At 41.1% G+C, this 20,136-nt stretch carries 16 protein-coding genes and 1 tRNA gene; 11 read left to right on the forward strand and 6 right to left on the reverse strand.

What is annotated here, in order from left to right; genetic code table 11:
* Positions 1–97: 97 nt before the first annotated feature.
* A complete protein-coding gene (locus ACMVDV_RS01460; protein ID WP_416156939.1) occupies positions 98–1,075 on the forward strand; it encodes a hypothetical protein in 978 nt (325 codons plus the stop codon).
* Positions 1,076–1,303: 228 nt separating this feature from the next.
* On the opposite strand, the gene ACMVDV_RS01465 is transcribed toward ACMVDV_RS01460, so the two are convergent.
* The 4 genes from ACMVDV_RS01465 to ACMVDV_RS01480 form a co-directional block, all read right to left on the reverse strand.
* Complete coding sequence (locus ACMVDV_RS01465) at positions 1,304–3,151, reverse strand: DEAD/DEAH box helicase (RefSeq protein WP_145240410.1); 1,848 nt, start codon at positions 3,149–3,151, stop codon at positions 1,304–1,306.
* 159 nt (positions 3,152–3,310) lie between these two features.
* Positions 3,311–3,574, reverse strand: coding sequence for a GrxA family glutaredoxin (locus ACMVDV_RS01470; protein ID WP_416156940.1), 264 nt, complete (start codon positions 3,572–3,574; stop codon positions 3,311–3,313).
* Positions 3,575–3,712: 138 nt separating this feature from the next.
* Positions 3,713–5,791, reverse strand: coding sequence for a TonB-dependent receptor plug domain-containing protein (locus tag ACMVDV_RS01475; protein WP_416156941.1), 2,079 nt, complete (start codon positions 5,789–5,791; stop codon positions 3,713–3,715).
* A gap of 123 nt (positions 5,792–5,914) precedes the next feature.
* Positions 5,915–6,412 carry a TlpA family protein disulfide reductase gene (locus ACMVDV_RS01480; protein ID WP_416156942.1) on the reverse strand — a complete coding sequence of 166 codons (498 nt, stop codon included), beginning with the start codon at positions 6,410–6,412 and terminating at the stop codon, positions 5,915–5,917.
* Positions 6,413–6,698: 286 nt separating this feature from the next.
* Here ACMVDV_RS01480 and ACMVDV_RS01485 point away from each other — a divergent pair, with 286 nt between their 5' ends.
* Positions 6,699–7,145, forward strand: coding sequence for an Hsp20 family protein (locus ACMVDV_RS01485; RefSeq protein ID WP_304183131.1), 447 nt, complete (start codon positions 6,699–6,701; stop codon positions 7,143–7,145).
* A gap of 100 nt (positions 7,146–7,245) precedes the next feature.
* Here the strand turns inward: ACMVDV_RS01485 and ACMVDV_RS01490 are convergent, their stop codons facing one another.
* Positions 7,246–8,796, reverse strand: coding sequence for a cryptochrome/photolyase family protein (locus ACMVDV_RS01490; protein ID WP_416156943.1), 1,551 nt, complete (start codon positions 8,794–8,796; stop codon positions 7,246–7,248).
* Between the two features lie 134 nt (positions 8,797–8,930).
* Here ACMVDV_RS01490 and ACMVDV_RS01495 point away from each other — a divergent pair, with 134 nt between their 5' ends.
* Positions 8,931–9,743, forward strand: coding sequence for a DUF4124 domain-containing protein (locus ACMVDV_RS01495; protein ID WP_416156944.1), 813 nt, complete (start codon positions 8,931–8,933; stop codon positions 9,741–9,743).
* Positions 9,744–9,755: 12 nt separating this feature from the next.
* Here ACMVDV_RS01495 and ACMVDV_RS01500 read toward each other — a convergent pair whose 3' ends face one another.
* Positions 9,756–10,220, reverse strand: coding sequence for a globin (locus ACMVDV_RS01500; RefSeq protein WP_416156945.1), 465 nt, complete (start codon positions 10,218–10,220; stop codon positions 9,756–9,758).
* A gap of 410 nt (positions 10,221–10,630) precedes the next feature.
* On the opposite strand from ACMVDV_RS01500, the gene ACMVDV_RS01505 reads away from it, so the two are divergent.
* The 8 genes from ACMVDV_RS01505 (at position 10,631) to pnp (ending at position 20,065) form a co-directional block, all read left to right on the forward strand.
* Positions 10,631–10,707 (forward strand) — tRNA-Met (locus tag ACMVDV_RS01505).
* Between the two features lie 319 nt (positions 10,708–11,026).
* Entirely contained in the window at positions 11,027–11,482 is a 456-nt protein-coding gene (rimP, locus tag ACMVDV_RS01510; RefSeq protein WP_016707664.1) for a ribosome maturation factor RimP, read from the forward strand.
* A gap of 38 nt (positions 11,483–11,520) precedes the next feature.
* Positions 11,521–13,020 carry a transcription termination factor NusA gene (gene nusA, locus ACMVDV_RS01515; protein ID WP_416156946.1) on the forward strand — a complete coding sequence of 500 codons (1,500 nt, stop codon included), beginning with the start codon at positions 11,521–11,523 and terminating at the stop codon, positions 13,018–13,020.
* 25 nt (positions 13,021–13,045) lie between these two features.
* Positions 13,046–15,703 (forward strand): translation initiation factor IF-2, encoded by a 2,658-nt coding sequence (infB, locus tag ACMVDV_RS01520; RefSeq protein ID WP_416156947.1) that lies wholly within the window; start codon positions 13,046–13,048, stop codon positions 15,701–15,703.
* A 111-nt stretch (positions 15,704–15,814) separates the two neighbouring features.
* Positions 15,815–16,273 (forward strand): 30S ribosome-binding factor RbfA, encoded by a 459-nt coding sequence (gene rbfA, locus ACMVDV_RS01525; RefSeq protein WP_416156948.1) that lies wholly within the window; start codon positions 15,815–15,817, stop codon positions 16,271–16,273.
* Positions 16,257–17,207 carry a tRNA pseudouridine(55) synthase TruB gene (gene truB / locus ACMVDV_RS01530; protein WP_416156949.1) on the forward strand — a complete coding sequence of 317 codons (951 nt, stop codon included), beginning with the start codon at positions 16,257–16,259 and terminating at the stop codon, positions 17,205–17,207. The genes rbfA and truB overlap by 17 nt, the downstream gene beginning before the upstream one ends.
* A gap of 108 nt (positions 17,208–17,315) precedes the next feature.
* Positions 17,316–17,585 carry a 30S ribosomal protein S15 gene (gene rpsO, locus ACMVDV_RS01535; protein WP_016707659.1) on the forward strand — a complete coding sequence of 90 codons (270 nt, stop codon included), beginning with the start codon at positions 17,316–17,318 and terminating at the stop codon, positions 17,583–17,585.
* 353 nt (positions 17,586–17,938) lie between these two features.
* Positions 17,939–20,065: a polyribonucleotide nucleotidyltransferase gene (gene pnp / locus ACMVDV_RS01540; RefSeq protein WP_416156950.1), complete on the forward strand. Its 2,127-nt coding sequence runs from the start codon at positions 17,939–17,941 to the stop codon at positions 20,063–20,065.
* Positions 20,066–20,136: the final 71 nt, after the last annotated feature.

The following is a 20,136-nucleotide window of genomic DNA, read 5'->3' on the forward strand; positions in this document are numbered from 1 at the left end:
TGGTAGGGCTTTTTCGAATCTTAAATTAAGAATAATTTATTTAATCGGATTAAATAATGACTTTTACCTTGAATGTGTACTGAAGGACTTAAAGTATATGAATAACAATAAAAAGATTAGTAGTGTGTTCACATATTCATATTTTTGGATAGCCATAATTATACCGGTTAGCTTATCTTCTTTACTGATGAGTTTTATTTTTATAAACGATGGACTATCAATTGAGTGGCCGAGTAAAGAAACATTATCTGTTTTCTTAGAGTATATGAATGTTCCTTTATGGATTTTAGGTTCAGCATTACCTCTTGCTACTTTAGCAACCGCTAACTTTCGAGCATTACAGTTTCAATCTAATTTGAATTACCAGAAAAGAACAATAGAAAGGCAAGAATTTGAGCATAAAATAGATCTCTATCATAAAGAGTTAACTCTATTTAAAGAAAAATTCTCTGCAGTTATATTCAATGGTAACTTTAAATGCATTCGACCTGAAGATGCCACAATAATTTTTACACGTTTTTATCCAAAACCAACAAAAAAAGAAGATCCATATTTCGAGATAGATATTGAAAAAATAGAGTATATATATGAATTTATGAAACTATTCGAGGCTAAGGTTTTTGAGTTAGGGAAAATAGCAAACACTAAACGAAATAAGCTGAAGTTTATAAACTTATTGTTTCCAGACTTTTCGGAAGAGCAAAAAATAGAACAAGAGAATTCTATAAATATATATACCTTAAAAATAATATATCTTTTAGGGATTATGGACGCGACTCTTTTACAAGTTTGCCATGCTATAGGTATTCGCCACTTTTCAATTCAAAAAGAGCCTATTACTTTAATTATAAAATTAATTATAGATATTTACGCATTACAAACTAGCTTTCTTGACGATGGAGAATCTAAATATAGCTTTTATTTCTCTCAAAAAAGACAAAGTGCCTTAGTCGATATTTTAAATTTATGGATAAAATACAGTTCAGTTTCTAATGTTAAGGCAGATGAATATACCGCTGACGATTTTCGACATGAGTGCTTTATAACAGAAGTATTGAGAAGTCAGCCCAGATAGAAATTAATAATAATTACAAACACATAAAATTTGAATTTCTTTTTAAAGAGTTATTTTTAATAAAGGTTAAATTATATTTTACGGTTAATTTTCCAAGTTTAATATGTAGTTAAAAATTTAACGCCTAGCTGCTCAAGCCTTTCACCTTGAACCTATTACCTTCAAATTCCAAACACAAAAAAACCTTGGCACTTTCATGGCAAGGTTTTTTTATTAAAGAGTCGTTGCTTATTTAGCGGTGAAGCTTACTGGGCGACGTTCTTTACGAGGACCGCTACGCTTATCACCGCGTGCACTGTCATCTTTGTTAAAGCTGCGTTTTTTGTCACCTGATGGACGCTCAGAGCGTTCAGCACGTGGTTCAGCAGGACCTTGATCTTGTGTTAATGTTAAGCCCATTGGACGTTTACAGATAAACACTTTTTGGAAATGATCAAGTACATCTTTAGGCATGTTTTGCGGTAATTGAACCGTACTGTGATTGTCGTGTAAACGAATATCACCAATAAACTTGCTTGAGATGTCAGCTTCGTTAGCGATAGCGCCAACAATGTTCTTAACTTGAACACCATGTTCACGACCTACTTCGATACGGTACGTATCCATAGGGCCTGCATCACGGCTATTACGTTCACGTGGTTTAGCATCACGGTCACGTGCTGGGCGCTCGCTGCGTTCGTTACGACGACCACGGTCACCACGATCATTTCGCTCACGTGGGTTACGGTCATTACGTTCGCTACGCTCACGTTGTTGGATCTTAACTTCTTCAACCTTAATTGGTGATTGTTGCTGTGCTAAACACAGTAACGCACCCGCTAGGTCTTCAGGAGCAAGTTCAAGCTTTTGCGCCATATTAGCTGCGACTTCATTAAAGAAAGTAATATCTTTGTTTTCAAGCGCAATCGCTAATTTAGCTTGTAACGCTTCGATACGTTTTTCTTCAACAACTTTTGCAGTTGGTAATTCAACTTGTACAATATCTGAATTCGTATGACGAATGATATTTTTAAGTAAATAACGTTCGTTATGTTTTACGAAAAGAATCGCTTTACCAGTACGACCAGCACGACCTGTACGGCCAATACGGTGAACGTAGGCTTCAGAATCTTGTGGGATATCGTAGTTGATAACAAGGCTTAAACGGTCAACATCTAGACCACGTGCTGCAACGTCTGTTGCGATAACAACGTTCAGCATGCCACTTTTTAAGCGCTCTACGGTGCGTTCACGTGCTTGCTGGTTCATGTCACCGTTAAGTGGAGCGGCAGAGAAACCTTCACGCTCTAATAACTCAGCAAGTTGTACTGTATCGTTACGTGTACGTACGAAAACAATCGCGCCTTCATATTGTTCAGCTTCTAAAAAGCGAACAATCGCTTTATTCTTGTGTACGCTGGCATTCCAAAACACTTGCTCAACAGATGATACCGTTGAGTTACGCGCAGAGATATGAACCTGTTCAGGGTTATTCATATATTTGCTGCTGATGTTTTGAATTTGCTTAGGCATGGTCGCAGAGAAAAGACATGTTTGCTTTTCGCGCGGCGTTTTTTCCATGATGTTTTCAACATCATCGATAAAGCCCATACGTAACATTTCATCGGCTTCATCAAGTACAAGAGCTTGTAAGCTGTCAAACTTGATAGTGCCACGGTTAATATGATCGATTAAGCGACCTGGAGTCGCGACAATAACTTGCGCGCCACGACGAAGTGCACTTAGTTGGATACTGTAGCTCTGGCCACCATAAAGTGCCAATACTTCAATACCACGAACATGTTTAGCATATTGTTCGAATGCCTCAGCTACTTGGATCGCAAGCTCACGGGTTGGTGTGAGTACAAGGATCTGTGGCTGCTTCACAGACGGGTCAATATTATTAAGTAATGGCAGTGCAAATGCTGCGGTTTTACCTGTACCCGTTTGAGCTAGTCCCAGTACGTCCTTTCTTTCTAGCAATAACGGTATACATTGAGCTTGGATTTCAGATGGTGTCTTGTAACCCAACTCTTCAACTGCCTTCAAAATTGCAGGAGAAAGATTTAGAGATTCAAACGTGACTGGTTCTGACATTAATACGCCTCAACGAATTTAAAGAGGCGCGCATTGTATAGGATTTACGAGGCAAATGCTTGTATAAATTACAACTAATTTCTATGTGTTTGATGTTGGTCATAATTTAATCAATTTGATTTTAAAAAATCAAATTGATTAACAAATTTGATACAGAACTTATTGATAAAGTCCAAGATTCTGTTTGGCGTACGCTTCAAATTCGGTGAAACCACCGATGTGTGCTTGGTCAATAAAGATTTGTGGCACGGTTGGGCAAGGCTTACCTGCTGATTGCTCTAAATCGGCTTTACTCACGCCTTCTTTAATAATATCAACATAGCGATATTTAAAATCATCACGTTCATTTGCTAGTTTTTGTGCAACATCTTTTGCACGTACACAATAAGGGCAGCCTTCACGGCCAAAAATTACAGTTAACATATCGCTCTCCTCGATTTGATTTATATCTATCTTAACCAATTGAGAAAAAATACACAGCGTAAAAAAACGATTATGCTGTTCTATTTTAATGATTGTATCCACCTTAAGTGCCTATTAAAGCGGATACAGTATCGGTAATTAAAACGTTACACTAAAGCCAATTGAAGGGCGCATTTCAAAATCGTCCTCGTTTTCTTTGATAATTAAATCATTAGTGGAGGTTATTTTTTGATAATCTAAATCAATGCTACTGGTGTTTGCTTGGCCGTAGGCGTTCATTAATTCTAAAATTAACACACCATCTAAGCCCCAAAAGTCGGTTTGACGTTCAAAACGAAGATCAAGGCGATGATAAACATCAAAACGCTCAGAAAATGGATCACCGTATTGTGGTAAAAAACGCCCTTTGAATTCGGGATTTTCTGTGACACCAACAATCGGAGTGTAAGTTTGGCCGCTGCGCGCAGTAAAGTTAAAGCCGCCTTGCCATTTCTCACTGATTTGGTAATTAAACACCATGTTGACAACTAAAGGGGTATCGGCGTAATAATCCCGGGTGATATTTTGGCGTTGGTCAGTACGTTCACTTTTGGCATAACTAACCGCAAGCCAGCCATACCATTTATCCGTTTTATTTTTGTTTATTAATAGATCAACACCGTAAGCTCGCCCAGTGACATCATTACTGTAACGCATTGCTGCATCGGAATAATTGTTTAATGCCAACGGTAAATCGTCCATGGTTTTGTAATACCCTTCAATAGACCATGTCCACTCATCGGCAAGTTCTTGTGCAAAACCTAAACTGCTGTGTTTGGAGGTTTGCGAACGTAACTTCGGGTTGCCGTGTTCAGGCAATATGTAGTCAATATCTTGCATACGATTATAATGCCCGTATTTAGCATTTATGCTATTTCTGTCATTAATAAAATAGCTAAGTGCAAGGCGTGGCATCACAAAATCTTCATCAGTGTAATCATTGCTTTGATATTGCACGCCGACTTCGCTTTGCCATTGTTCGTTAATATCCCAAATATGGCTAACACCAACAAAGTACTTATCAAGGGCTAGCTTGTCTTTGCCCGTTATTCGCTCACCTTTGTTTAGATCGCAATCAGGATCGAGCTCGGTACAAAGATATTGAAAACTATCGTAACTGTACGTGCTGTCGTTATCAAAATAGGCGGCATCAAACACCAGTTGCTGGGCTTTAGTAACACGCCAATTTAAGCGTCCTTTATAAGTGATTTGCTTTTGTTGTTCTTCATCAAAATAGCCATCACTTAGTGTGGCACGTTTAGCGTATTCCAAGCGACCAGAATGCTCGAGCGCAGCAACGCCTAAGCGTAAATGAAAGTCTTTATGAAAGTGATCCCATAAAATACTTTGGCTGGTAAATTCACGAATAAAATCAGCATCGCCTTGATACTCAGGGTTTTTTAGTGATAGTTCAGCGCGTTGATTAAAGCCCGCTGCAACCGAGTCTTTAGCGCCTGTAAATGACACGGTTAGCGCGTTTCGATTGTTTATATCCCAGATCCATTTGCCTTGATAATCATGATCATCCGGCGGATCATTAATGGTGACACCACTGAGTTCACCATCGTCGTTTTCAAGCTCTTCACCTTTGGAGAAAAACAGCGGTAATGTACTTTTACGTGCTGATAAATAAAACGCTGTGTTCTGCGTGAGTTGTCCTTCAACAAAGACACCGGCATTAAACATTGTAACATCAAGCGTGGTAGTAATCGGCTGATATTTAGGGTTACGCAGTGTTACGTCAAATACGGCACCGGTGGCGTTGCTGTAGCTGGTGCCATAACCGGCTGAGTAAAGTTGAAAGTCTTGAATAATGTACTTGTTGAAAATAGAACTGCCGAAATCGTGAAAAATATAGCCGGCAGGCATAAAATCCACTTCAAACAAATTATCATCGGGCGATGAGCCACGTACCGCCGGTTCACTCATTGAGCCGCCAGCGGCGACAACGCCTGGCAATGCAAATACAGCCCGCAGTGGGTCGCCCATAGCACCGGGCATAGTGATCAGTTTTTCAGTATTTTCGGTTATTTCACTGGTAATGCTACTGCGTTTATAAACGGTTTCAAGACGCTCTATTGTTTCTTCATTAGCATCAATGTTGGCGTGCGTTAAAAATGGCAAACACAACGCCAGTGGCGTTAAACGATAAAGTGATGGCAAGCAGGTGGCTAACATGTTTCTTCCATGGTTATGAGTAAATGTGACTGCGGCCTATAGTAATGAGAAAAGATATAAAAATACGTAGTAAACTGTACGCAAATGTAGGTAAGTGTAGGGAGGTGTTACAAGCTGTTACATTTAGTTTTGGGCTCTGATAGTAATACCTAATTGACTTGAATAGCCCATTGCACGGGCGGTTATTTGCAGTTGCTCATTCACCACATAATAAGTAGGAAAGGCGCTGATTTTATAATTACTTTGGGTATGTTTATCGCCGAGTAAAATGGGCATTGTTAGCTTAAGTTCGTCAATAAACTGCGCAACTTCTTGTGCATTTTTATAATCAAGCGCGATGCCAATGGCAGTGATATCAGAATCAACCAGTGCCGCTTCTAGGTTTGGCATACTGTAACGACAAATTGTGCACCATGGCGCAAAAAAATACACTACGGTGGTGTTGCCTTTGAGCATCGCAATATCCATACGTTGTGCGCTGTCATTGAGCAGAGGTAAATTAAAATACGGGGCAGGGCTGCTATCTGAGCTGAGTAAATTGCGTTGCTGATATGTAGTCACTACAAAAAACACCACAACTAAAATTATGATGTTCACTAACAAACTTGTTATTTTTTTCATCTGCACCTCTAAAGTTAATGCTCCTAATTACGCTTTATAGACTTGAAAAGCAAACCTTCTGTGCTCATTTTATTGAGTAGGTAAAAAGAGATTTTGAAAAAAATAAAACTTTTTTCAAAAATAATCTTGAAAACAATTTTGCCGTCCATATATAGTTTAGTGAGGACGCCTGATGGGTCCCAACTAAACAGAAGTAATTGAAATTTATATTATTAATTAAACTTTGCCTGCGCTTGTTCAACCGAAAAGCACATGCAAAATATCGCTTAAATATGAGGATATTATTATGCGTACAGTAGATTTATCACCACTTTATCGTTCATTCATTGGTTTCGATCATTTAGCATCTTTAATGGATGCGGCAGCTCGTACTGACAAGCAGCCAAGTTTTCCTCCGTATAACATCGAAGCACTCGATAAAGACAAATATCGCATTACTATGGCTGTTGCCGGCTTTAGTGATAATGAGCTGACGATAGAGTCAGAAAACAACACCTTAAAAGTGGCAGGTATTAAAGCCGATAAAGATGACAGCGCAGAGCGCAAATTTATTCATCAAGGCATTGCCGAGCGTAATTTTGAACGCAAATTCCAGCTAGGTGACCACGTAAAAGTACTCGGCGCTGATTTAGCCAATGGCTTACTTAGCATCGATTTGCAACGTGAGATCCCTGAAGCACTTAAACCACGTAAAATTGAAATTGGCAGTGGTAACTTGCTAGAAGGTAAATAACCAACCCTTTGACATTATTTTCCCCTGATTTAATTGTTATTTTTAGCCGCCTCAGTTGAGGCGGCTTTTCTATGGCTGCAATAGATGGCTTTGTATTATTTTAAAGCGTTTCAATATTATCTAAGCACCACTGCGCTCTGTTAAGAATGGCTTGCTGTTGAGCTGCATCTTGCTTTTGCCAATTCTTATAAATCATGCCAATACGAGGATTGTGTGCTAATCGCGCTTGATGGCTGTGCATAAATTGCCAGTATAAGCTGTTAAACGGGCAAGCCGTAGCTTCAGTTTTTTGTTGTACCTTGTAGTGGCAGCTATTGCAGTAATCACTCATTTTGTTTATGTAGTTACCGCTTGCAGCATACGGTTTTGTGGCGATCAGGCCGCCATCAGCAAATTGACTCATACCACGGGTGTTTGGCATTTCTACCCATTCAATGGCATCGATATAAATGCCTAAATACCAGTTATCAACATGATCAGGAGCAATACCGGTTAATAAGCAAAAGTTACCGGTGATCATTAACCGTTGTATATGATGTGCATAGGCGGTCTCTAAGCTTTGCGTGATTGCCTGCTTCATGCAGTTCATGTTTGTTTTGCCACTCCAAAAGTAATCCGGTATCGGGCGACTGGCACCGAGTTCATTTTTAGTTGCGTAAGCGGGCATATTTTGCCAATAAATCCCTCTTACATATTCTCGCCAGCCTAAAATTTGCCTAATACACCCTTCAACTTGGGCAAGGTTGATCTGATCTTGGCGTGCGGTAAATTCAGCCAGTACTTGCTTAATAACGTGCATTGGGTGCAGCATTTTAGTGTTCAGTGCAAACGCGATACGGCTATGATACAAACTCCATTGGTACGAGCTCTGACAGGTCATTGCGTCTTGAAATTGCCCGAAGCAGGGGAGTAGGTGAGTACAAAAGTAAGCGAGTAATTGTTTTGCTTGTGCGCGACTGGTTGGCCACAATAAGGTTGCTGAACAATGGCCAAGGGTATTTATCTGGTGTTTTTTTATGCGCTGTAAAATAGCTGCAATATTATTGCTAAATATTTTTGGTTCAGGGATGGCGGCTAAATCGGTTTTTTTTAATTTGTGACGATTGTCTTGGTCAAAGTTCCATTGCCCGCCTAGTGGAGCATTATCTTGCATCAATATGTCAAAGCGCTTGCGCATCATGCGATAAAAAAATTCCATTTTCACATGCTTATCTTTTTTAAAATGGTTGCTGATATCGGCAAAAGGTAATAAAAAATGTTCGCTATCACAGCCACTGATTTTTAAGCTGCTGTGTGATTTAAATTGCTGCATCTGTTGCTGTAGGCGATACTCATCAGGATATTGATATTGAATGTGCTGGCACTGATATTGCTCTGCTAAGCGTGTTAGTAATGAAGTAATGCAAGCATCGTTTTGGGTATCATCGAGCGTTAAGTGAAGCACATTTAATTGCGCTTTTTTGAGTGCCGCGGCAAAGTTTTCCATTGCTGCAAAAAACGCCGCTACTTTTTGTATATGATGTTTTACATAATCTGTTTCTTGTTTTAATTCAGCAATGACATAAAGGTATTGCGTTTGATTTTGTTCTTTATACCAACTGTGGCTGGCATTAAGTTGATCACCAAAAATAAATCGCAGCGTTTTATACATTATAGATTTTGCCCAAAGTAATTATATACGCACTAAGTTACTGCTTAGATCGCATTTATTAATTCTGAAAGTAGTGGTATATAGGTAGAAGAAAACTGTGTAGGTTAGCTACCTAAACGAGGGAATGTCGGCTTATGAACAAACATCAGTGTAATATTAGAACATTAAAAGTTATTTTACCTTGCGTTATTACGCTGTGCTTTGTTGCACCACTGCATGCGAGCGTTTATCAATGTGAGAAAAATGGGGTGATGGAGTTTAGTCAATTTCCGTGTGGGGACGATGCAAAACTTATTACGGTGAAAGAGCAAAACCCAGCCGTCCCCGGTAATATTGTTACTCATGGAAATATGGATACGACGGGCGTTGATAGTTATATCCGCACAAAGCAAATTGATGCGGATATCCAACAGCATCAAGATAAGATTGATACCCTTAGCGAAAAAATGAACGAAGAGATCGCTGGATTAAGTGAGCAATCTGCTGCGCAATTAAATAATTTATCCGGTGCCAAGAAAGAAACGGCAATCGCTAATCAAATGGCCAATGTTTCCGAGCGTTATAATGTGTTAATTGAGCGTGAACAGCGAGACATTGATCGTCTGCTAAAAGAAAAGCAGGGTTTACAGACGGTGATAAACAGCTCAGAAATTGACGAGCAGTCAACCCAGAGCAAAGATATTGATTCGTTTATTCGCGTACAAGAGATCAAACGTGATATTGAACAAAGACAATCAAAAATAGATACTTACCAAGTGCAAATGGATAGGCAAATAGCAGCGCTTGAAACTCAAGCCAGCGAGCAACCGAATAATTTAGCGGATGCGGTTTTTGATAATTCACTGTCGCGAAAAATGACCGCTTTAACGTCAAAGTATGCAACGTTAATCGATGTTGAACAACGCCAAATAGACCGTTTATTACAAGAGTTAGCCACTTTGCAATAAGCACTGGGCGTGTTATGAACTCATTTGCTGTTGAACTGACTTATTAATAGCAACGATGTTATTGGTATTAAATAAGTAGCTTTTTACAATGCTTTTAAACATTCTAACGGCATAACGCCAAGCGTTTTCTAAGTTTGGCGTGAATTCTTTGCCTAGATGAATTTTTAGTGCCGCGATAAACGCATCGCCTAATAAATCAACGTCCTGACACGTGAGACCACTCTTGCTTAGGTTGTTAGCGTGATGCTGAATAAAAGGCAGAACAGACAATAAGCAGTCTAAATGGGTAACAGTACGTTCTAATGAGCAATACAATAAATAACTTTTTTCACTTATTTCTTGACTGCTAGGCCACTGCATAGTCAGTGCATGACGTTTCAGCTGTACATGAAAAGTGACTGTAAAACAGTGAAAATTGGGTTTTATTATTGCTATGCTCTGTAATAATATTTTTTGATGATGAGCTGATACACCCATGATAAGCCCTCTTAAAAAATCTAAACTATGCAGATTGCCGTAGAAGACTAAGTATAGACGCTGGGCTACAAAGGGTAAGTAAACCTATAAAAAATGTCCAACAGTGCCATCAATTAACCTCAGTAATTGCTGCTTAAACAGCAAGAGTAACGCTGAAGTTTTTGATCCGAGTGTCATTGTTTGTTATTAAAACTGATTTGAAAAAATGATCGCGATTATTTTTTGCTTTGCGCAGCGCTAGTTGCGCCTTCATTATAGCTAATTGTTCTGGTATCTAATCTTGCAGTTTATAGTCTAGGTATTCTTTACCAGTTTTTGGTTGCTAATTATGCCAAGCCTCTCTATAATAGCCGCCATTGTTTAGCTTAGTTGATTAGCTAGATAGGTATCGATAGTTTGATACCAGTTGGCGCGGGATGGAGCAGCCTGGTAGCTCGTCGGGCTCATAACCCGAAGGTCGTCGGTTCAAATCCGGCTCCCGCAACCAAGTTTTTGAGATAAGTTATTTGTTTAATTAATTTTTCTCAGTTCTTGTTGCCATACTTATGAGTAGCGATTTTAGTTACTGATTTGAAGTCGCGCATTCTATGTAATGCGCGTTTTGCGTTTAAGCCTTTGGGTTTATTTAGGTGGCGTTAGCTACCCGCAACCAAGCTTGGCCCATGGCCACACAGTTTTATGCTTTAGGTGTGACGCCCCGCTTGGTTCGGGGCGTTGTTGTATCTGCACCACTTGATTTTAAATCAAGGAATAAGCTAAGTATTTTAGGGCTATAAGCCCTTTTTTTGTTTGTATGGAGGATTTTCGTGACAAAACTTGAGCAAGATTTATTAACCATGCTTTCACCGTCAGTTGAGATGTTAGGCTTTGAATTACATGGTCTAGAGTTTGTGCAAGCGGGTCGCCATTCTACGCTTAGGGTCTATATCGATCATGAAGCGGGGATTTCGGTTGATAATTGTGCTGATGCAAGTCGTCAAATAAGCGCGATTTTAGATGTCGAAGACCCAATTACAAATGAATATGATTTGGAAGTATCGTCTCCTGGTGTTGATCGTCTATTATTCAAACAAGATCACTACGAGAAGGCACAAGGAGAGGAAGTACGCGTGCGTACCAAACTTCCACAAGATGGTCGTCGTAATTTTAAAGGCGATTTAGTATCAGTTAGCAGTGATATGATCACACTTTCAAGTGACGGCACTGAACACTTAATCATGCTCAGTAACATTGAACGTGCGAACATTATCGCAAAGTTTTAATTCGAGTGCGAAGGAATAGGGCAAGCGAGGCATAACCCATGGCAAAAGAGATATTATTGGTTGCTGAAGCCGTTTCCAATGAGAAAGCGGTTCCAAAAGAAAAGATTTTCGAAGCGTTAGAGTTCGCATTAGCGACCGCGACTAAGAAAAAACACACGGGTGAAATTGAAGTACGCGTTGCAATTGACCGTAAAACAGGTGACTACGACACTTACCGTCGTTGGCAGATTGCAGAAGTACTTGAAGATGGCTCACTAGAGCACCCATACAGCGAAATTACCTTAGAAGCTGCGCAAGTTGATGATCCTGACCTGAAGATTGGTGATTTCATTGAAGAGCAAATCGAGTCAATTAAGTTTGACCGTATTACCACGCAAATGGCGAAGCAAGTTATCGTACAAAAAGTACGTGAAGCTGAGCGTGCGCTGGTTGTAGAAGCGTATAAAGATCAACAAGGCGAGCTGGTAACCGGTGTTGTTAAAAAAGCAACCCGTGACGCAATCGTGTTAGATTTAGGTAACAATGCTGAAGCGGTTATTTACCGTGATGACATGCTACCACGTGAAAACTTCCGTCCAGGCGATCGCATCCGTGGCTTACTGTATGAAGTAAAACCTGATGCGCGTGGTGCACAGTTATTTGTAACACGCTCTAAGCCAGAAATGCTGATGGAATTATTCCGCATTGAGGTGCCAGAAATTGGCGAAGAAATGATTGAATTACGTGCAGCAGCACGTGATCCAGGTTCACGTGCTAAAATCGCCGTTAAATCTAACGACAAACGTATCGATCCGATTGGTGCGTGTGTTGGTATGCGTGGCGCACGTGTACAAGCCGTATCCACTGAACTTGGTGGTGAGCGTGTTGATATCGTACTTTACGATGACAACCCAGCGCAGTTTGTTATTAATGCCATGTCACCGGCTGAAGTTGCTTCAATTGTAATGGATGAAGACACCCATTCAATGGATATCGCTGTTGAAGCGGATAACCTAGCACAAGCAATTGGTCGTAACGGTCAAAACGTACGTCTTGCTAGCCAGTTAACTGGTTGGGAACTAAACGTAATGACAGTTGAAGAAATGCGCGCTAAGAATGAAGCGGAATCTGATAAGTTAATTAACTTATTCACTGAAAACTTAGATATCGATGAGGACTTTGCAACATTACTTATCAACGAAGGTTTTTCAACCCTCGAAGAAGTTGCCTATGTGCCTGCGTCTGAGTTCTTAGAAATTGATGGCTTAGATGAAGATACTGTTGATTTGTTACGTTCACGTGCAAAAGATGCATTAACGACTAAAGCACTTAAAACAGAAGAAAGCCTTGACGGTGCAGAGCCTGCAGAAGACTTATTGGCACTAGAAGGGTTAGAGCGTCACCTTGCGTTTGTTATGGCAAGCAAAGGGGTTGTTACGCTAGAAGATTTAGCTGAGCAAGGTATTGATGAATTAGTCGATATTACAGAGCTTTCTCCTGAGAAAGCGGGTGAGCTAATTATGGCTGCGCGTAACATTTGTTGGTTCGCAGACGAGTAATTTATTAACGGAGGTATTAGAGACTATGGCAGAAGTAAATGTTGAAAAACTAGCCGGGGATATTGGTACAACTGTTGATAAATTGCTTCAACAATTATCGCAAGCCGGTATCACTAAGCAAGCGGGTGATAATGTAACTGAAGCTGAAAAAGCAACGTTACTTGATCACTTAAGCAAGCAACACGGCGGCACAGGCTCAGATGGCCCCGCGCGTATGACATTGCAACGTAAGAGCAAAAGCACATTAAGTGTGACAGGCTCTACGGGTCAAGCAAAGTCAGTACAAGTTGAAGTACGTAAAACACGTACTTACGTGAAGAAAAGCGCTGTTGAGCAAGAGCAAGAGCAAGCACGTATCGCAGCTGAAGAAGCCGCACGCCGTGAACTTGAGCAACAAGCTGCAAAAGAAGCCGCTGAGCTTAAAGCAAAACAAGACGCCGAACGTAAAGCCAAAGAAGAGGCTGATCGTAAAGCGAAAGAAGAAGCTAAACGTAAAGCAGATGCTGAACGTGTAGCAAAACAGAAGCAGATGACTCCAGAACAAACCGCTAAATCTGAAAAAGATCGCGTTGAAGCTGAGCGTCTGCAAAAAGAAGCAGAAGAGGCCGCATTGAAGAAAGCTGAAGAAGAAGCGAAACGTCAAGCAGAAGAGGCAAGAAAGCTAGCAGAAGAAAATTCAGCTCGCTGGAAGAAAGAAGAAGAAGAACGTAAAAAGCGTGAAGAAACCGCTGATCACCACCTTACGACTTCAACTTACGCACGTGAAGCAGAAGATGTTGCTGATGCCCGTGATGAGCAAGGCGCACGCCGTGCGAAGAAAAAGAAGAAAGCCCCAGCGAAAGAGAAATTCGTTCCTTCAAGAGGCAAGAAAAGCAAGCTAAAAGCACCTGCGTCACTACAGCACGGTTTCCAAAAACCGACTGTTGATGTGAAAAACGAAGTGCGTATCAGCGAAACAATTACAGTTGCCGAACTTGCATCACGCATGGCTGTTAAAGGCGCTGAAGTTGTAAAAACAATGATGAAAATGGGTGACATGGTTACCATTAACCAAGTGATTGACCAAGAAGCTGCGCAACTTGTTGCAGAAGAAATGGGTCATAAGGTTATCATTGTTAAAGAAAACGAATTAGAGCAAACCGTACTTAATGACCGTCATGAAGATGGCAAGTCTGAGCCACGTGCGCCTGTTGTTACTGTTATGGGTCACGTTGACCACGGTAAAACGTCAACACTTGATTATATTCGTTCTGCCAAAGTAGCCTCTGGCGAAGCCGGTGGTATTACTCAGCACATTGGTGCTTACCATGTTGATGTGAATGGCAACATGATCACTTTCTTAGATACACCGGGTCACGCGGCGTTTACGTCAATGCGTGCTCGTGGTGCGAAAGCGACCGATATCGTAATCCTAGTGGTTGCAGCAGATGATGGTGTAATGCCACAAACTAAAGAAGCAGTACAGCATGCCCGTGCAGCTGGCGTGCCTTTAATCATCGCTGTAAACAAAATGGATAAAGAAGGCGTAGACCCAGATCGCGTTAAGAACGAGCTTGCTCAACTAGACGTTATCCCTGAAGAGTGGGGCGGTGATACACAATACGTGCATATCTCAGCTAAAACTGGTTTAGGTATTGATGAGCTGTTAGAAGCGGTATTAATGCAAGCTGAGCTTTTAGAGCTTACTGCACCAACGGTGGGTATGGCTGCCGGTGTTGTTATTGAATCACGTCTTGATAAAGGCCGTGGTCCAGTTGCTTCTGTTCTTGTGCAATCTGGTACGCTTAACCAAGGTGACATTGTATTATGTGGTCTTGAGTATGGTCGTGTTCGTGCAATGCGCGATGAAAATGGTAAAGATATCAAGTCTGCCGGTCCTTCAATCCCAGTTGAGATTTTAGGTCTATCTGGTATTCCAGCTGCGGGCGACGAAGCAACTGTAGTTAAAGACGAGCGTAAAGCCCGTGAAGTTGCGCTTTATCGTCAAGGTAAGTTCCGCGATGTTAAACTAGCACGTCAACAAAAAGCGAAGCTTGAAAACATGTTTACTAACATGACTGACGGCAATGTATCTGAAGTTAACGTGGTACTTAAAGCAGACGTTCAAGGTTCAATCGAAGCAATCTCTGATTCATTGACTAAACTGTCAACAGATGAAGTTAAAGTGAAGATTGTAGGCTCAGGCGTAGGTGGTATCACTGAAACTGACGCAACCCTTGCGGCAGCATCTAATGCAATCGTGGTTGGCTTTAACGTTCGTGCTGATGCATCGGCACGTAAAGTAATTGAGTCTGAGAACTTAGACTTACGTTACTACAGCGTTATCTACAGCTTGATTGACGAAGTGAAGCAAGCTATGTCTGGTATGCTAGCACCAGAGTTCAAGCAAGAGATCATCGGTCTTGCTGAAGTTCGTGACGTGTTCAAGTCACCTAAAATTGGCGCTATCGCTGGTTGTATGGTTACTGAAGGTGTTATTAAACGTAGCGCACCAATTCGTGTACTTCGTGATAACGTGGTTATCTACGAAGGTGAACTTGAGTCACTGCGTCGCTTTAAAGACGATGTTGCTGATGTTCGTAACGGCATGGAATGTGGTATCGGCGTTAAGAACTATAACGACGTTCGCGTTGGTGACCAAATCGAAGTATTCGAAACAGTTGAAGTACAACGTACACTTTAATTGCTCGTAAGCTAAGATAATAAATGGGGGCTCAGCCCCCATTTGTGTATCCATTATTTAAATAACTTATTTATATTTCTCAATGAGTTATAATTTTTAGAGTAGAGTCTAATGAGAGAATTTTCTCGTACTGATCGGGTTGCTCAGCAAATTCAAAAAGAAATTGCTGTTATTTTGCAACGTGAAATTAAAGATCCACGTTTAGGTATGGTGACAGTATCAGCTGTTGAAGTATCACGTGATTTATCTTACGCAAAAATCTTTATTACCGTGTTTAACACTCAAGATGAAGATGCTGCAAAGCAAAGCGCTAAAGTATTAAATGAAGCGACCGGTTATATCCGTTCACTACTTGGCAAACGTATTCGTGCCCGCATTATGCCTGAGCTGAAGTTTGTGGTTGATAATTCACTGATGGAAGGCATGCGTATTTCAAACCTTGTTGATTCTATCATTCGTGAAGATAAAGCAAAACATGTAGATGACGAAGTTGATAGCGTAGATAATGCAGAGCATATCGACGAAACAGACAGCGAAGAAGGCACTGATACAGATGGCAAAGCGCAGTAAAGGCCGCCCAGTTGACGGTATTTTGTTGTTAAACAAAGCAATAGGCATTTCATCAAATAAAGCGTTACAGCAAGCGAAAGGTGTGTACTTTGCACAAAAAGCGGGGCACACCGGTGCCCTCGATCCGCTTGCCACTGGTATGCTGCCAATTTGTTTTGGTGAAGCGACTAAGTTTACCCAGTTTTTACTCGATACTGATAAAACCTATGTGGTTCGCGCTAAATTAGGTGAACGTACGACAACATCAGATTCTGATGGCGAGATTGTTAGCACTAAAGATGTGAACGTAACCGTTGAGCAACTTAGTGCAGAAATTGCTAAGTTTTTAGGCGAGTCAGATCAATATCCATCAATGTATTCAGCGTTAAAATATGAAGGCAGACCTTTATATAAATACGCGCGTGAAGGCATTGAAGTACCTCGCAAGTGTAGAAAAATCAACGTATTTAGTTTAACACTAGATGAGTTTGATGAAGCGAATAATGAAGTACAAATGACCGCCCACGTATCAAAAGGGACGTACATTCGTACTATTGTTGATGACTTAGGCGAAAACCTTGGCTGTGGCGCGCATGTGATCATGTTACACCGTAGTGCGGTAGGCCATTATCCTGCAGATAAAATGGTCACCCTTGAGCAGCTAGAAGCGTTATTAGCGAAAGCAAAACAGCAAGACCTGAGTCCGTCAACTTACCTTGATGAACTGTTATTACCAATGGATACCGCCTTAGTTGATTTACCTGTGGTTGAAATAAGCCAAGAGCAGGGGGTTTCGTTTAGCCATGGTCAGGCTGTGGTGCTTGGTAGTGAGTTACCCGATGGCGCGTTAAAAGTGCTCGCTGATGGCGTGTTTATTGGCACTGGTGAAAAAAATGCTGATGGCCATTTAAAGTCAAAGCGTGGCTTATCAAATCAGCAAGAAGCAACCGAGTAAAGTTTCGCTTGTAGTTATTGCCGTAGCTGGTAGAATACGCCCGCTAATCGTTTTGGCTGAATTAGTGATCGGCTAAGACACCTTTTAAATTTTATTTTTGGAGTTACTATGTCACTAAGCAATCAAGAAAAGATCGATATCATCGCAAAATTCGCACGTGCAGAAGGCGACACTGGTTCACCTGAAGTACAAGTTGCACTTCTTACTTTTGATATCAACAAGCTGCAAGGTCACTTTGCTGATCACAAGCATGACTTCCACTCACGTCGTGGTCTGCTTCGTAAAGTAAGCACTCGCCGTAAACTGCTTGATTACCTTAAAGGTAAAGACATTGCACGTTATACTGCGTTAATCCAAGAACTTGGCCTACGTCGCTAAGAACTAGATTTCATAAAAAGGAGCTTTTTAGCTCCTTTTTTTGTGCCCGAAATTCCTCACTCTCTCTGTCCATAACAATTATTTCTCTTGAAATATCAAATAAAAGCCACATAGTTAGTGACAGCAAAGCACACTTTTTAGCGCGCCTATTATCACCACTTTTATCTAGGGACTAAGCTCGCAATTTTGCATTACTTTGTTATATACTATGCGCGTAGATAAAAAGGTTTATCTACGCTTATTCGCATCATTGCCAATTGTAGTACTTAATTGATTTCCAACTGAATACAATTATGTACTGTAATTGGTACTTTGATGACAACTTATTAGAATACATTTAAGGAACATTTTAAGTGCAAGCAATTATTAAAGAATTTCAACTAGGTCAACATACCGTTACCCTAGAAACCGGTGCAATCGCTCGTCAAGCTGACGGCGCAGTATTAGCAAGTATTGGCGACACATCAGTATTAGTTACTGTTGTTGGTAAGCGTGAAGCACAACCTGGCCAAGATTTTTTCCCACTAACCGTTAACTACCAAGAGCGTATGTACGCTGCGGGTCGTATCCCTGGTGGTTTCTTAAAGCGTGAAGGTCGTCCTAACGACGGTGAAACACTGATTGCACGTCTTATTGATCGTCCAATTCGCCCACTTTTCCCAACTGGTTTTGTCAACGAAGTACAAGTTATTGCTACCGTTGTTTCTGTTAACCCTGAAATCCAACCTGATATGGTTGCGATGATCGGTACTTCAGCAGCACTTGCTATCTCTGGTATCCCATTCAGTGGCCCAATTGGTGCAGCACGCGTTGGTTACATCAACGGCGAATACGTACTTAACCCGACACTAAAAGAGCTGGAAGAAAGCCAACTTGATTTAGTTGTTGCTGGTACTGATAACGCAGTACTTATGGTTGAATCAGAAGCTGACGTTCTAGCTGAAGACGTAATGTTAGGTGCAGTTGTATATGGTCATGAGCAATCTCAAGCTATCATCAACGCAATCAACGAATTCAAAGCAGAAGCTGGCAAACCTACATGGGATTGGGCAGCACCTGAAAAGAACGTTGCTTTAGAAGATAAAGTAGCAGCAATCGCAGCTGATAAAGTAGGCGAAGCTTACCGCATCACTGATAAAGTGGCTCGTAAAGAAGCACTTGGCGTTGCTAAAGACGAAGTTGTTGCTGTATTAACAGCTGAACTTGCTGAAGGCGAGTCACTAGACAAGCAAGAAGTTGGTAAAGTATTTGGTTCTCTTGAGAAGAAAATCGTACGTGGCCGCATCACTGCTGGTGAAAAACGTATCGATGGTCGTGAACCAGATATGATCCGTGCCCTTGACGTAATGACTGGCGTATTGCCACGTACTCACGGCTCTGCAATTTTTACTCGTGGTGAAACACAAGCACTTGTAACAGCTACACTTGGTACAGAACGTGATTCACAGTTGATCGACGATTTAACTGGCACGCACAAAAACCACTTTATGCTTAACTACAACTTCCCTCCGTTCTGCGTAGGTGAAACAGGTTTTGTCGGTTCTCCTAAGCGTCGTGAAATCGGCCACGGTAACCTAGCTAAGCGCGGTATCCAAGCTGTAATGCCTACATTGACTGAGTTCCCTTACTCAATCCGTGTGGTATCTGAGATCACTGAATCAAATGGTTCATCTTCAATGGCATCGGTATGTGGTACGTCACTTGCGCTAATGAATGCGGGTGTGCCAATTAAAGCCTCTGTTGCGGGTATCGCGATGGGTCTAGTTAAAGAAGACGAGAAATTCGTAGTTCTTTCTGACATCTTAGGTGATGAAGATCACTTAGGTGACATGGACTTTAAAGTAGCTGGTACTGCTGCAGGTATTACTGCACTACAAATGGATATCAAGATTGAAGGTATCACGCAAGAAATCATGCAAATTGCCCTTAAACAAGCAAAAGCGGCACGTTTACACATTCTAGGTGTGATGGACGAAGCGATTTCTGCACCATCTGAAGAGCTTTCAATGTTTGCTCCACGTATCTACACAATGAAGATACCACAGAAGAAAATCGCTGAAGTTATCGGTAAAGGCGGTGCAACTATTCGTCAACTTACTGAAGAAACTGGTACTACGATTGAAATCGGTGATGATGGCACAATCAAAATTGCAGCAACAGACGGTGAAAGCGCAGCAAATGCAATCAGCCGCATTGAGCAATTAACAGCTGAGCTTGAAGTAGGTACTATCTACGACGGTAAAGTGGTACGTATCGTTGATTTTGGTGCATTTGTAAACATTCTGCCTGGTAAAGATGGCCTAGTGCATATCTCTCAGATCAGCACTGAGCGCGTAAATAACGTGACAGATCACCTATCTGAAGGTCAAGAAGTTAAAGTTAAAGTACTAGAAGTAGACCGTCAAGGTCGCGTACGTCTAAGTATCAAAGAAGCAATGGAAGCAGCAGCATCTTCAGCTGACACAGCAACTGACGCTTAATTGTTGATATTTAATCCAGATATTCTCTGGATAATATAAAAAGGGGCTGTATAGCCTCTTTTTTTATGCTT

The organism is Pseudoalteromonas sp. ASV78 (assembly GCF_047806705.1).
Lineage (GTDB): Bacteria > Pseudomonadota > Gammaproteobacteria > Enterobacterales > Alteromonadaceae > Pseudoalteromonas > Pseudoalteromonas prydzensis_A.

Excerpts from the sequence above, each read along its gene's own strand:
- ACMVDV_RS01460 (WP_416156939.1), top strand. The coding sequence starts at position 98 with ATGAATAACAATAAAAAGATTAGTAGTGTGTTCACATATTCATATTTT.
- ACMVDV_RS01465 (WP_145240410.1), bottom strand. The coding sequence starts at position 3,151 with ATGTCAGAACCAGTCACGTTTGAATCTCTAAATCTTTCTCCTGCAATT.
- ACMVDV_RS01470 (WP_416156940.1), bottom strand. The coding sequence starts at position 3,574 with ATGTTAACTGTAATTTTTGGCCGTGAAGGCTGCCCTTATTGTGTACGT.
- ACMVDV_RS01475 (WP_416156941.1), bottom strand. The coding sequence starts at position 5,791 with ATGTTAGCCACCTGCTTGCCATCACTTTATCGTTTAACGCCACTGGCG.
- ACMVDV_RS01480 (WP_416156942.1), bottom strand. The coding sequence starts at position 6,412 with ATGAAAAAAATAACAAGTTTGTTAGTGAACATCATAATTTTAGTTGTG.
- ACMVDV_RS01485 (WP_304183131.1), top strand. The coding sequence starts at position 6,699 with ATGCGTACAGTAGATTTATCACCACTTTATCGTTCATTCATTGGTTTC.
- ACMVDV_RS01490 (WP_416156943.1), bottom strand. The coding sequence starts at position 8,796 with ATGTATAAAACGCTGCGATTTATTTTTGGTGATCAACTTAATGCCAGC.
- ACMVDV_RS01495 (WP_416156944.1), top strand. The coding sequence starts at position 8,931 with ATGAACAAACATCAGTGTAATATTAGAACATTAAAAGTTATTTTACCT.
- ACMVDV_RS01500 (WP_416156945.1), bottom strand. The coding sequence starts at position 10,220 with ATGGGTGTATCAGCTCATCATCAAAAAATATTATTACAGAGCATAGCA.
- nusA (WP_416156946.1), top strand. The coding sequence starts at position 11,521 with ATGGCAAAAGAGATATTATTGGTTGCTGAAGCCGTTTCCAATGAGAAA.
- infB (WP_416156947.1), top strand. The coding sequence starts at position 13,046 with ATGGCAGAAGTAAATGTTGAAAAACTAGCCGGGGATATTGGTACAACT.
- rbfA (WP_416156948.1), top strand. The coding sequence starts at position 15,815 with ATGAGAGAATTTTCTCGTACTGATCGGGTTGCTCAGCAAATTCAAAAA.
- truB (WP_416156949.1), top strand. The coding sequence starts at position 16,257 with ATGGCAAAGCGCAGTAAAGGCCGCCCAGTTGACGGTATTTTGTTGTTA.
- rpsO (WP_016707659.1), top strand. The coding sequence starts at position 17,316 with ATGTCACTAAGCAATCAAGAAAAGATCGATATCATCGCAAAATTCGCA.